Origin of the sequence: Rhizobium deserti, assembly GCF_004358025.1 — a bacterium.
In the GTDB taxonomy this organism is placed as follows: domain Bacteria; phylum Pseudomonadota; class Alphaproteobacteria; order Rhizobiales; family Rhizobiaceae; genus Neorhizobium; species Neorhizobium deserti.
Genome location: NZ_SMTL01000005.1, coordinates 163008 through 176217 on the forward strand (window position 1 = coordinate 163008; position 13210 = coordinate 176217).

Consider the following 13210-nt stretch of genomic DNA (forward strand, 5'->3'; position numbering starts at 1 on the left):
TGCGTGAGATGCTGCCGTGGCCTCTATCGGAACCGAACCTGCCTTGGTGAATGATGTTTTGTCTGCTTAAACGTTGCGGCAGCCTAGCCGCATCCCAAGTCACTCGTAAGGTGCCCAGCCGCGCATCTAATTTTGACCGGCGGAGATTGGTTGAATGCCTACCAAGACATTGGGCGGCAACGGATCTGGAGGTACGTTATGAGCGATATTGATCGACCGCGAGCCGAGAAGTTGATGCAGGATGCGGGGCTCGATGCACTGGTTATTTTCCAGCCGGAAGCCTTTCGCTACGCAATGGGCGCACCGGCTGGCGTGGCCACCATGTGGGGCAGGGCCGGTTCCGCCATCGCTTTGGTTCCAGCGGATGCTTCCGCAGGCCTGGCGGCGGTTGTGAGCGATCATGCTGCTGGCATAATCCGAAAGGCAGCGCCGCAAGTCGACCTACGTACCCATCGCATCTGGATCGACATGCTCGACATGAGCGGCGTTGAAACCTTGAACCAAATTAATGGGGCCTACCAGGTCACCGGCGTCGGCGGCCCGCGGCCAGAAACCTTCGACCGTGCCGTCTGCTTCGGCCTGCTCGGCGATCTCCTGAAGGAGCGCGGGCTCGACCGGGCAAGCATCGGCGCCGATCTCGAATTCATTCCGGCCGCCGATTTCGAGGCGCTGAAACAGGCCCTGCCGGGTGTGACTTGGAGCGATGGATCGCCGGTGCTGCGCCTCCTTCGGATGATCAAGTCTCCCCGCGAGATCGAGCTCCTGCGCCGCGCGGCGAGGGCGGCTGAAGCAGGGCTTATGCGCATGGCGACGACGGTGAAACCAGGTGTGCCTCTGGCGGCGCTTTCCGCTGCCTGTAAGGATGGCGCGCAAGCCTTTGCGGCAGAGAGCGGGTTTGCCTTGAGCGGCCATTGGGATTTCGTTTCGGTCGGCACCGATCTCTCGGATATGTCGGCGATGGTGACGCACGGCGCGCTGATCAAGGCGGATGTGGGGGCGCTGGTAGATGGCTATTCTTCCGACGGTGCCCGGACTTTTACCCACGGCCCCGCGTCGGCCCTGGCATCGGAAATTTTCAAGGCGCTGGAGAATGCATTCGCGGTTGGGCTGGAACAGCTTCGTCCCGGCAACACGTTCGGCGCCGTCCATGCAGCCATGCTCGGATCGATGCGCAAGGACGGTTTTGCCAATTATTACCGTGGGCATTTCGGCCATTCGGTCGGCGGGGGTGTCGGCATCGAGGAATGGCCGTTCTTCTCCACGGACAATCCGGAGATCATTCAGGCAGACATGGTCGTCGCACTTGAGGCGCCGTTCTATGGCCAAGGGCTCGGTGCACTGATGATCGAGGACCAGTTCCTGATCACCGGGACAGGGCCTGAATGCATGACGACGCTGCCTCGCACGTTGCGCGATCTTTCCATGGAATAGGAAAGCATGTCAGAGGCAGAGATTTTCTCTGTGCGGCTTGAGCTTGGAACAATGTTCTCTGGTGCGGCGCGGCGGAACACCTATGTGAAAGGGAACATCCCTCCTAGCCTATCGAGCGATCCATGGCCAAGTTCCTGCACCTTACCGCCTTCATGCGTCCCGTCAGCCTGCACACCGGCGCCTGGCGTTACCCCGGTGCCTTTGCCGACGCCAATTTCAACTTCGCTCATATCAAGTCCTTCGCGCAGAAGCTGGAAGCGGCCAACTTCGATGCCTTCTTCATGGCCGATCATCTGGCGGTGCTGAACATGCCGGTCGAGGCCCTGAAGCGCAGCCATACGGTGACTTCCTTTGAGCCTTTCACCCTGCTCTCGGCGCTGGCGGCGGTAACCGAGCGCATCGGCCTGGCGGCGACGGCCTCGACCACCTACGACGAGCCCTATCATATTGCCCGGCGTTTCGCCTCGCTCGACCATATCAGCAACGGACGCGCGGCCTGGAACATCGTCACCACGTCCAATCCGGATGCAGCCCGCAATTTCGGGCAGGACGAGCATGCGGAACATGGCGAGCGATACAAGCGGGCGCGCGAATTCTACGACGTGGTGACCGGGCTGTGGGACAGCTTTGCGGACGACGCCTTCATCCGCGACCAGGAGAGCGGCATCTTCCTAGATCCAGCAAAGATGCATGTCCTGGCCCACAAGGGCGATGAACTGAGCGTCCGCGGACCTCTCAACATCGCCCGGCCGGTACAGGGCTGGCCGGTGATCGTGCAGGCCGGCCAGTCGGAGCCGGGACGTCAGCTGGCCGCAGAGACTGCCGAATTGGTCTTCTGTTCGCCGCGCGACCTTGCCGGCGGCAAGGCGCTCTATGCCGACATCAAGGGACGCATGGCGGCCGTCGGGCGTGACCGCGCTCATCTGAAGATCTTGCCCGCGGCCTTTGTCGTGGTCGGCGAGACCGTCGAGGACGCGAAGGCAAAGCGCTCCAAGCTCGACAGTCTGGTGCATTACGACAGCGCCATCGCTTCGCTGTCGATCTCGCTCGGCCACGACGCCTCCGGTTTCGATCCGGATGGCCCGCTGCCGGAAATTCCGGAAACCAACGCCAGCAAGTCCGGCCGCGCCCAGGTGCTGAAACTGGCGGCAGACGAAAAACTGACCGTGCGGCAGCTCGCCCAGCGTTACGGCGGTTATTCCGGGCTCGCTTTCGTCGGAACGCCACAGACGATCGCCGACGAGATGCAGGCATGGCTGGATGAGGAGGCTGCGGACGGATTTACGGTGGTATTCCCCTATCTGCCGCAGGGCCTGGACGACGTAACACAGCAGCTCGTGCCGGAACTTCAGCGCCGTGGATTGTTTCGCCGCGACTACGAGGGCAGCACTTTGCGTGAACACCTCGGCCTCCCAAGACCGGCCAATCGCTTCTTCTCATAAATAGGCGCTTGGTCGACATGGCTCTGATTGTTTTTGATCTCTTCGCTCACGACCAAATGCATGACGACGCACCGCTTCGTGAGGAGGTCGTTGACAAATAGTCTGCGACCCGAGTCGGGCTCCGTGGCCTCGCTGATGACGCTCGCTGCCCTTAGGGGAAGGCAGCCGATACCTCTCCGGCGTCTTTTGCGCCGGTTAGTTCAAGCGCCACGCTTGGCGCCTGAGAGGCGCACATTGCAGGAACCGCTTTGACGAAAAGACCAGCGGCCTGACTTCTCAGTCGTTGATAGTTATTGCGCACCTATTCGACGTCGGCCGCTCGACGAGGCTGATTTGCCAATCGCCGTCAAACCCGAAATTTGGGGCCGGAAGCTGGTCGCAAAACCAGAAGCCTGTCAGCTTCGCAATCTGAGGGGCGCAATACCAGAACGCCTCTCCGCTTTCTTCGATCGCCCACCATTTCGCGTGAGCTGGCGCAATGGCCCAGTCTACGGCTGGTAAAGCGCTTTGTCGCTGGTTCATAAACATCAAAGGACGATAGATCATGCCGCTGAACCAGCATTGAATCGGCCGATCATCTCCTGTTCATCTTGCCAACGGGAGCCTCTCATTTGGCCGCTTCCCTTTGGAGCGCACCGAATACAAGGGAGGCTTACTAAACCGCAGCTCGTTCGACAGATCGACGTGCTTGACTTGTCGGGGTTCTGCTCGAGAGCGGCTCGTTCGCTAACAATGAGAAGGAATACTCGCGCAGCGAATAAGGCCTGAAGACGCGCATTTTGCTCAGCCGGTGGCGCAATGGTATAAATTCTGGACCGGCTATGCGACAAGATCCGCCTGAACAACGGCGCCGGCTTTCAAACCGGCGCTGTTGTTCAGAACGTGGAAGGGGCTCTTGATAAACACCCGTAGGGACCTGCTGCGCGCATTCTGTGCAGCGTCTATAACCGAGACTTAATCCATCTGGACATTCGCGTCCTTCACGACCGGTTCCCATTTGGCAAGCTCTGCAGTGACGTGCTTTGCGAGTTCTTCAGGCGTAGAGCCAACGATCGTGGCACTGAACTCACCCATTCGGGCGATGACTGCCGGGTCCTTAAGAGCCTTGGTCGCCGCATCGTTCAGCTTGCTGACCACATCGGCAGGTGTCTTGGCCGGAGCAAAAAGTGCGTTCCAGGTGTATGTTTCATAGCCTGGAATGGCTTCTGCAATTGTTGGTACGTCGGGGAAAGATTGTGCTCGTGCTGCAGTCGTCACTCCCAGCGCACGTAATGTGCCTGCCTTGATGTGACCCGACGATGAGGGAAGGTTGTCGAACATGATCGAGATCTGATTGCCGATCAGGTCATTAAGCGCCGGGCCAGCGCCCTTATAAGGCACGTGCTGCATCTTCACGCCCGCCATACTGTTGAAAAGCTCACCGGAAAGATGAAGAGGCGTGCCGTTGCCGGAGGAGGCGTAAGAGTATTTATCAGGCTCCTTCTTCAGAAGCGCTACCAGCTCGGCGACATTCTTGACCGGCAATTCCGGGTTCACGACGAGCACATTCGGCACGACGACCAGGAGCGAGATCGGAGCAAAGTCCTTCTCCGGATCGTAGGGCTTGGTCTTGAGGATCAAAGGGTTGAGGGCGTGCGTGGCGACTGTCCCCATCAGTATCGTATAGCCGTCCGGTTCGGCGCGTGCCACCTTGGCAGCGCCAAGATTGCCGCCCGCGCCCGCGACGTTCTCGACAACCACTTGCTGCTTGAGTGTTTCACCCATTTTCTGCGCGATGACTCGCGCGACGACATCCGTCGAACCTCCGGCCGCAAATGGTACGACAAGAGTGAGCGTGCGATTGGGGAAAGATTGTGCCACAGCTGGAGCGCCAACCGACATCAAGGCAGCCGTCGATGCTGCCAGCAAAAGCGCAGCGCGCCGGTTCATTTTCTTGAAAATCATAGAAACCTCCTCCACTTTGCTCGAACTGGACGCTCGAGCAGATGTCGAAGATAGCCCGAAGATCCGAAGGGTCAAATGCATTCGCCCATTTGCTAGGAGCCGACCAAGATAGGCTCGACTCAGCCCGGGATCAGCGCAGTGCAAGAACGCTGGCGATCACGCTGGCTCGTCCCGCTTAACCTGCCATGGCTTTACGCAGGTTTTCGTCAATCTTGTTGAGGAAGCCGGTGGTCGAGAGCCAAGGCTGATCGGGGCCGATGAGCAATGCCAGGTCCTTGGTCATGAAGCCTTCTTCGACGGTCGCGACGCAGACGGTTTCGAGCGTCGAGGCGAACCGGGCCAAATCACTATTATCGTCCAGCTTGGCGCGATGGGAAAGCCCACGTGTCCAGGCGAAGATCGAGGCGATAGAGTTGGTTGACGTATCCTCGCCCTTCTGGTGCTGGCGGAAATGGCGGGTGACCGTGCCGTGAGCTGCCTCCGATTCCACCGTTCTGCCATCTGGCGTCATCAGCACAGACGTCATCAGGCCAAGCGAGCCGAAGCCTTGGGCGACGATGTGGGACTGGACGTCGCCGTCATAGTTCTTGCAGGCCCAGACATAGCCGCCCGACCACTTCAGAGCCGAAGCCACCATGTCGTCGATCAGGCGGTGCTCGTACCAGATCTTCTTTTCCTTGTATCGAGCCTCGAATTCGGCCTCATATATCTCCTGAAAAATGTCCTTGAAGCGGCCGTCATAGATCTTGAGAATGGTGTTCTTGGTGGAAAGATAGCAGGGCACGCCGCGGCTAAGCGCATAGGCGAAAGAAGCGCGGGCGAAGTCCCGTACCGAGTCATCGAGATTGTACATTGCCAGCGCTACGCCGGCTCCCGGCGCATCAAAGACGTCGCGTTCGATCACCTTGCCATCCTCACCAACGAATTTGATCGTCAGCTTGCCCTTGCCGGGAAAGGTGAAATCTGTAGCCCGATACTGGTCGCCAAAGGCGTGCCGTCCGACGATGATCGGCTTTGTCCAGCCGGGTACGAGGCGTGGGACGTTCTGGCAGATGATCGGTTCGCGGAAGATGACGCCGCCGAGATATTGCGGATCGTGCCGTTGGGAGAGCGCCACATGCTCTTCAACCCGAATTCCCGGACGCGGTCCTCATCCGGCGTGATCGTCGCGCATTTGACGCCGACGCCATGTTTGCGAATCGCATGTGCTGCGTCGATTGTCACCTGGTCGCCGGTGGCATCGCGATGCTCCACCCCCAAATCATAGTATTCGAGATCGACGTCGAGATAGGGATGGATGAGCTTTTCCTTGATGAAAGCCCAGATGATCCGCGTCATCTCGTCGCCATCGAGTTCCACGACCGGATTGGCGACCTTGATCTTTTGCATGCAATTCCCTCCCTGTAGAAGTAGCCTCCCGCCACTTCATGATGATCAACCGCGATTGCGCATATGGCTTTCAACACTGCGCAAATGTCTTCGCATAGCCTCGTAAGCGCCGGCGGCGTCACGGTCGCCGATGGCTTGAACGATCTCGATATGCTCGGCAAAACTGTGATGGTCTGCCGGTGGCCGAACCGGCGTATCCCGCAGGCGTCCCCAGGTGACGGCGCGGCGCACCGCGTTCAGGGTATCCAAGAGCCCGAGGAGCAGCGAGTTTTGCGACGCTTCGCCGATGGTACGGTGCAGCTTGTTGTCCCACTGTTCGTACTGGCGCCAAGTCGGCGCTTGCTGCGCTTTCAGCATGCAATTGCGGATCTCGGCCACTTGGGCGCCGGTAGCATTGAGTGCGGCGCAACGGGCGACTTCCGGCTCGAAGGCAATGCGTGCACCCATGACTTCAAAGGGATTGGTCCTCTGCACCATGGCGTTGATGTCGGCTACCGTGTCGATCGGACGTTCGCCGGTGAACGTACCCTTGCCGACATGGCGCCAGACGACGCCTTCCGCCTGCAGGGTGGCGAGCGCCTTACGTAGCACGGCACGGCCAATGTCTAGCGATTGCGCCAATTCGCGCTCCGGCGGAAGGCGCCCATCGTCTGGCAACTGCGCTGAGGCCAGGAAGCCCCGCAATTTTTCCAAAGCGGGCAGATCAATATTTTCGTCCATTGTAAAAACCAATTGCATATTGGGTTGGGTTTAGCCGGGGTAGGCCTTGATGTCAATCTCTTCATTTCTCTAGGTCTCTAATTATAAAATGTCTCGCGGAATCAGTTGTTTACAAAATCTGGAACCAGTGAGACGGGTGACTGGGAGCGTATTAGGCATGACGTTGATCAGAATCTTGTTGACCAATTCGAAGTTTAATCCATGATTGGTTTCAGTTTGGGTTCTGAGGAGGGCCTGGGCTCAAGGGAGGAAGTGACATGCAGAACATTGCAGGGAGAATACGTGCGTCCGTTTCGGCGGCGGCATTTTGCATCGCAGTCGCATTGCCGGTCGCGGCTCAGGCCGAACCGATGCGGATCGCCTTTGGCGATATCGCCACAGTGGAATCGCTTCACCTTCTGATCGCGCTCGAACGGGCCAAGGAAAAGGGTGTCGATATCAAGGTGACTTTCCTCAAGAGTGAGGATATTGCCGCACAGGCGGTTGTCAGCGGACAAGCCGATATCGGTATCGGCGGCCCCTATGCGCTGCTGCAGAAGGTCAAGGCGCCGATCCGGATCTTCATGCAGCTCTCGAAGCTGCAGTTCTATCCGGTGGTCAATACCCAGTTCTACAAGGGGTGGAAGGATCTCGATGGCCAAGAGATTGCCGTTCATTCACGAGGCTCGGGCACAGAAGCGATCATGAAGCTGATGGCCGACAAGAACGGCATCAAATATTCCAACATCGCCTATGTTCCCGGAGCAGAAGTGCGTACCGGGGCGCTGCTACAAGGGAACGTCAAGGCGACAATTGTCGATTCTTCCGGCAAGCGCGTGCTGGAAAGCAAAGCGCCAGGCAAGTTCACCTTCCTGCCGCTGGGCGAAGTCGCGGCTACGGACGAAGCGCTGTTTGCCAATACCACTTACCTCAAGAGCAACTCCAAGGATGTCGAGACGCTGGTCGAAGCGATCCTGACGACCTGGCGTGAAGTTGCCGCCAATCCCAAATCGGTTGCGGCACTCAGGGAGAAGTACAAGCTGCTGCCGGACGCGACGCCGGATATGATCGCCGAAATCGAGCCGTATTTCACGGAGGCTGCCCCGGGCATGCCGCTCAACGGGGGCGGCGAGAATGCCGCACGTGACGATTTCGCCTTTTATACGATTTCCGGTGCGTTGACTGGCAAGCCGGAAGATCTGAAGGTCGCGGATTTCTGGAGCCTGGACGCTCTTAATGCCGTCCTCGCCAGGGCGGGCACGAAGTAGGATGCAGGCGATCGTATCCCACACCAAGCTGAACGACGCGGCGGGAGCTCTGAAGGCTCCGCCAACGCCCGGTCAAGCGCTCCAAAGCTTTGCCGAGAACCGGCGCTCCTTCTGGATCATCCTTTCCCTGGCGGTTCTGTTTGCCGCCTGGGAAATCGCCGGTCTGGTGCCGATCAGCTTCGCTTTCCCGAAATTCAGCGAGACGGTTCTTGCGTTCGTCGAGATGGTCGCCGACGGCACCATGATCTATGCTTATTTTCTGACGCTGCAGCCGCTGGTGCTAGGTGTCCTGATCTCGGCGGTTGTAGGTATTGGGCTCGGTATCGCCATGGGACTTTCGAACAAAATCGAGTGGCTGCTGGCACCCGTCTTCATCGTGCTGCAGGCGGCGCCGATGGCGGCACTCGTGCCGCTCGTCACCTTCATCTACGGCATAGGACTGACAGCCAAGACCCTCGCTGTGGTGATGCTGGCACTACCGGTGATCGTGCTCAATTCCTACAAGGCGGTGCGTCACGTTAATCCGTCGCTGGTGGACATGTGCCGCTCCTTCCAAGGAACGCGCAAGCAGCAGATCTTCAAGATTATCATCCCGGACGCTTCGCCGGTCCTGTTTGCCGGCCTGCGGCTCGGCATTGCCGCCGGCTTCATCGGCGTCATGCTAGCCGAACTGCTGATCACCCCGACCGGCATCGGCGATCTCATCACCTACCATCGCTCAGTGGCCAATTATGGGCATATGTATGCGTCGGTCGCCTCGATCATCGCAGTTTCGACACTGACGCTGGCGGGCCTGCAATATTTCGAAACCAATGTCCTGCGTCCCGAAAAAAGGAGGAAGTAAGATGGCCAATGCTGCTCTTTCCCGCACGCAGGGCCAACTGGCCGTGACATGCGAAGACGCCATCGTCCAGGTGCGCGACATCGGCAAGAACTATGGCGACGTCGAAGCGCTGAGGGGCATAAACCTCGAGTTTCAACGCGGCAAGCTGACGACGCTTCTTGGACCCTCCGGTTGCGGCAAGACGACCCTGCTCAAGATCATAGCCGGTCTCGTTCCGGCGTCGTCCGGCGAAATCTGCGTCAATGACAAGGTCGTCACGGGGCCGGGGCCGGAGCGTGCCTTCGTCTTCCAGGACTTTGCGCTGATGCCCTGGGCAACGGTGATGCGCAATGTCGGCTTCGGTCTTGAACTCAGGGGCGTGCCGGCAATCGAGCGCAATCGCGTCGCCCGGCGCTATATCGAACAGGTCGGCCTGGCCGGCTTCGAGGAGAAATATCCCCATGAACTGTCCGGCGGCATGCGCCAGCGCGTCGGCATTGCCCGGGCATTTGCCGTCAATGCCGACGTGCTTCTGCTTGACGAACCGTTTTCCGCGGTAGACGAACAGAACCGCCGAAAATTTCAGGAGGATCTTCTGCGGCTGGTCGATCTGGAGAAGAAGACCTTCATCTTCGTCACCCATTCCATAGAGGAGGCGGTCTATGTGTCGGATCGCATCGTACTTCTGTCGCCGCGGCCCGGCCGTATTTCGCAGGTCATCGACCCGATGATCGATCGCACAGCCTCGCCCGATGATATCCGTCGCGATGCCGGTTACCTCAATACCGTTGAGGAAATCTGGCAGGGTTTGCGCCAGTATGCGGAGTAGGCCAAGATGACGCTATTTGGTATCCGTATCCCGATGATGATGTCGCTGGTCATGTGGGCAGTGCTGTGGGAAGTCGTCGGCAGGCTCGACCTGATCTTTCTCATCCCGCCGATGACATCGGTGATCTCCGCTGGCATGGATCTGGTGCAGACCGGATCCTGGCAGAATGCGACGCTGATCACTCTGCGCTCCTTCGTCTTCGGCATGGCGCTTGCCATCGTTGTCGGCGTACCGCTCGGCGTGCTCATGGGTCGCGTGAGGATCATCGACAATATCTTCGGCCTCTGGGTGAACATGTTCGTCAGCGCGCCCTTGTCGGCGCTGGTGCCGATCCTGATGATCCTGTTCGGACTTGGGGAAACCACCGTCTTCGTGACAGTCTTTCTTTTTGCGGTATGGATCATCGTTCTCGATGCACGCGCCGGGGTCATGCAGGTGCCGCCATCGTTGATCGAAATGGGGCGCTGCTACGGCGCCTCGCGCTGGACGATCTTTAGCAAGATCGTTCTCTTCTCCGCCCTTCCCGAAATCCTCGCAGGTATCCGCATCGGCCTCATCCGCGGGGTAAAGGGCGTCGTCATCGGCCAGATCCTGGTCTCCATCATCGGCTACGGGGAACTCTTCGAGCTCTATTCCCGCAGCTTTGATATGGAGCGGTTCTGGGCTCTTACCCTCATTCTCTTCGCGGCGGCGATGTTGCTCTCCGCGGCGGTGGAATTGTTTGAAAAACGCATCGAGTATTACGCAGGAGCGAGATAATGAACGATATGCCCAACCTCAAGAACTACGTCTTCAACCCGCATGCAGTGCCGACCTTGCCGGTTGCCGGAAGCGATGCGCTGTTTCCCGTCCACAGAATTTATTGCGTCGGCCGCAACTTCGCCGATCACGCGATCGAGATGGGGCATGATCCAAACAAGGAGCCGCCGTTCTTTTTCCAGAAAAACCCCGACACGCTGGTCTTGCCGGGTGAGAATTTCCCTTATCCAAGCGAAACCAAGGACGTTCATCACGAGATTGAAATGGTCGTCGCACTGAAGAAGGGCGGCAAGAATATCCCTGTCGAACAGGCCCTTGATTGCGTCTTCGGTTACGGCCTCGGCCTCGACATGACCAGGCGCGATCTGCAGGCTGAGGCAAAGAAGGCAGGCCGCCCTTGGGAAACGGCCAAGGCGTTTGAGGCTTCCGCCCCATGCAGTGCGTTACATCCGGTTGCCAAGGTCGGGCATCCCACTGAAGGCGCGATCTGGGTCAAGGTCAATGGGGAGGTGCGGCAGACAGGCGATCTCAACCAGATGATCTGGAAGGTGCCGGAAATGATTTCCTACCTGTCGCGGCTGTTCGAACTCAAAGCTGGCGATCTGATCTTTGCGGGAACTCCGGCAGGCGTCGGTGCGGTCGTCACGGGCGATGTCATCGTCGGTCATCTCGACGGCGTCGATGATATCACCTTCAAGGTTGGTTGATCAGGCGAAAGCACGATGTCGGTGTGGAAACACACCGGCATCATACCATGCTTGGCCGTTTGGCCCGTCATCCGCGGCTTTGCATTGGTGTAAAGTCATATTGGCCTGTTAACGCTGACATCCATCACGATCCAAGCCTGCCTCCTGGTCTCCGCGCCCGGTCAACGGAGCATAGGGATACGGAAAGGTCGCCTTTGCACGAGCAACAGCGTCGGATCTTTGTACCTATCCAACGGCATACTTCCAGCAGGAGCGCTATGAGCGGCCCCCCGGTTCGGTTGTGCTATCCATGACCCGTGTGAGCAACAGGGCCAGGATGGTGCAGATCGCGCCGGAGATGAGATAGCCGCCGATGAAGATAATCCCGAGTTGGCTGGCAAGCCCGAGCGCGACGAGTGGTGCGAAACCGGCGCCGATCAGCCATGACAGGTCGGAAGTCAGGGCCGCGCCGGTATAGCGGTAGGTCTGGGTAAAGCGCGAGGAAACGGCGCCCGAAGCCTGGCCAAAGGAGAGCCCCAAAATGCCGAAGCCGATGATGATGAAGGCGTCTTGACCTTTTCCGCCGGCTTCCAGGAGGAAGGGCGCGGAGAAGCTAAAGATCGCGATGATGATGGCGCCGATCAGCAACTGACGGCGGCGACCAATCCGGTCGGCCAGCAGGCCGGAAACAATGACCGTGATCAGCCCGACTAAGGCGCCGATGACTTGCACGAACAGGAAGCTGCCTGCAGACTGGCCACCGAAAAGCGTGACCCAGCTCAACGGGAAGATCGTGACCAGGTGGAACATGGCAAAGCTTGCAAGCGGCACGAAAGCGCCCAGCAGGACGTCGGTTCCATGAACCCGCAGGACTTCCGTTACCGGGCGCGGAGCCAGTTCGTTTCTTTCCAGCGCCGAACCGAATTCGCGCGACGCAACGATTCTCAGACGGGCAAAAAGCGCCACGACATTGATGGCGAAGGCTACAAAGAAGGGATAGCGCCATCCCCAGCTAAGGAAATCCGCATCCGAAAGGTTGACGACGAAATAGCCAAACAGCAGGCTCGCCAGCGCAAATCCGAATGGCGCGCCGAGCTGCGGGATCATTGCATAGAAGCCACGGCGATTCGGGGGCGCATTGAGAGCCAGAAGCGAGGCGAGGCCGTCCCAGGCACCGCCAAGTGCGCAGCCTTGTCCCAAACGAAACAGTGCGAGCAGGGCCGGGGACCACCAGCCGATCTGCTCATAGCCTGGCAGGAAGGCAATGGAAGCCGTCGATCCGCCAAGCAGGAAAAGCGCAATTGTCAGTTTTGTGCCGCGCCCGTACTGGCTGTCGATCCACATGAAGATCAGGGATCCGACCGGACGTGCAAGAAATGCCAGCGAGAAAACCGCAAAGGAATAGAGGGTTGCCGTGACTGGGTCAGGCGCAAAGGAGAATACCAGGCGGGGGAAAACAAGAACCGAGGCAAGGCCGTAGACGAAGAAGTCGAAGAACTCACCCATCCTGCCGATGATCACGCCGATGGCGATGCTTCCCGCCGACACCGGCTTGTCGTCGTGGATCTGTCGGGCGTCCCGTTCCAATGCTGACGAGGAAAGATTCCCTTCCTGCGAGGGATTTGCCGCCTGGATCATGCTCTGCTTCCTTCTGCGTGTCGCATTGACCATCAGAATGTTGGCCGGGCCCGCTGTCAATCAAGATTTGCGGCTAAAATAATATCGAAACCGTACGGAAATGCACTTTGCGGCTGCAGCCTCTGTCCATAACTTAATACCTCTCTAGATTACGGCCTGCCGCGCTTTCAACCCGTGTCCGTCTGGACGGACCTGCCGCAACGCGGTAGCGGATGCTGCAGTGCGACGAAACACCTCATGGAGAATGGGGTGCCGCTCCTTTAGGCGAGTTAAACAAATCGCAGGTTTCGAGCAGATGACAC

General features: G+C 58.8%; 11 protein-coding genes and 1 pseudogene. 7 read left to right on the forward strand and 5 right to left on the reverse strand.

The annotated features are described in order from the left end of the window. Window positions 1-198: 198 nt before the first annotated feature. Together E2F50_RS18195 and E2F50_RS18200 are read left to right on the forward strand one after the other, a co-directional pair. The gene (locus E2F50_RS18195) at window positions 199-1431 is read left to right on the forward strand and encodes a M24 family metallopeptidase (RefSeq protein WP_133317589.1); all 1233 of its coding nucleotides are present in this window, start codon (window positions 199-201) and stop codon (window positions 1429-1431) included. A gap of 122 nt (window positions 1432-1553) precedes the next feature. After that, on the forward strand, window positions 1554-2873 hold the full coding sequence (locus E2F50_RS18200) for an LLM class flavin-dependent oxidoreductase (RefSeq protein WP_133317590.1): 1320 nt from the start codon (window positions 1554-1556) through the stop codon (window positions 2871-2873). Window positions 2874-3149: 276 nt separating this feature from the next. Here the strand turns inward: E2F50_RS18200 and E2F50_RS18205 are convergent, their stop codons facing one another. The 4 genes and pseudogenes from E2F50_RS18205 to E2F50_RS18220 form a co-directional block, all read right to left on the reverse strand. After that, a complete protein-coding gene (locus E2F50_RS18205) occupies window positions 3150-3419 on the reverse strand; it encodes a hypothetical protein (RefSeq protein ID WP_245515462.1) in 270 nt (89 codons plus the stop codon). A gap of 408 nt (window positions 3420-3827) precedes the next feature. Beyond that, complete coding sequence (locus E2F50_RS18210) at window positions 3828-4817, reverse strand: Bug family tripartite tricarboxylate transporter substrate binding protein (RefSeq protein WP_133317591.1); 990 nt, start codon at window positions 4815-4817, stop codon at window positions 3828-3830. A 175-nt stretch (window positions 4818-4992) separates the two neighbouring features. Beyond that, window positions 4993-6206, reverse strand: a pseudogene (locus E2F50_RS18215) (NADP-dependent isocitrate dehydrogenase). A gap of 45 nt (window positions 6207-6251) precedes the next feature. Continuing rightward, window positions 6252-6926 carry a FadR/GntR family transcriptional regulator gene (locus tag E2F50_RS18220; protein ID WP_133317592.1) on the reverse strand — a complete coding sequence of 225 codons (675 nt, stop codon included), beginning with the start codon at window positions 6924-6926 and terminating at the stop codon, window positions 6252-6254. Between the two features lie 257 nt (window positions 6927-7183). Here E2F50_RS18220 and E2F50_RS18225 point away from each other — a divergent pair, with 257 nt between their 5' ends. The 5 genes from E2F50_RS18225 to E2F50_RS18245 are packed head-to-tail and all read left to right on the forward strand — an operon-like array spanning window position 7184 to window position 11291. Then, complete coding sequence (locus E2F50_RS18225) at window positions 7184-8173, forward strand: ABC transporter substrate-binding protein (RefSeq protein WP_133317593.1); 990 nt, start codon at window positions 7184-7186, stop codon at window positions 8171-8173. A 1-nt stretch (window position 8174) separates the two neighbouring features. Next, window positions 8175-9017, forward strand: coding sequence for an ABC transporter permease (locus tag E2F50_RS18230; protein ID WP_133317594.1), 843 nt, complete (start codon window positions 8175-8177; stop codon window positions 9015-9017). Between the two features lies 1 nt (window position 9018). Further along, a complete protein-coding gene (locus E2F50_RS18235; RefSeq protein WP_133317595.1) occupies window positions 9019-9825 on the forward strand; it encodes an ABC transporter ATP-binding protein in 807 nt (268 codons plus the stop codon). Window positions 9826-9831: 6 nt separating this feature from the next. Then, window positions 9832-10584: an ABC transporter permease gene (locus E2F50_RS18240; RefSeq protein ID WP_133317596.1), complete on the forward strand. Its 753-nt coding sequence runs from the start codon at window positions 9832-9834 to the stop codon at window positions 10582-10584. After that, a complete protein-coding gene (locus E2F50_RS18245) occupies window positions 10584-11291 on the forward strand; it encodes a fumarylacetoacetate hydrolase family protein (RefSeq protein WP_133317597.1) in 708 nt (235 codons plus the stop codon). The genes E2F50_RS18240 and E2F50_RS18245 overlap by 1 nt, the downstream gene beginning before the upstream one ends. Before the next feature lie 255 nt (window positions 11292-11546). On the opposite strand, the gene E2F50_RS18250 is transcribed toward E2F50_RS18245, so the two are convergent. Beyond that, window positions 11547-12908, reverse strand: a complete 1362-nt coding sequence (locus E2F50_RS18250) for an MFS transporter (protein ID WP_133317598.1) — start codon at window positions 12906-12908, stop codon at window positions 11547-11549. Between the last annotated feature and the right edge of the window lie 302 nt (window positions 12909-13210).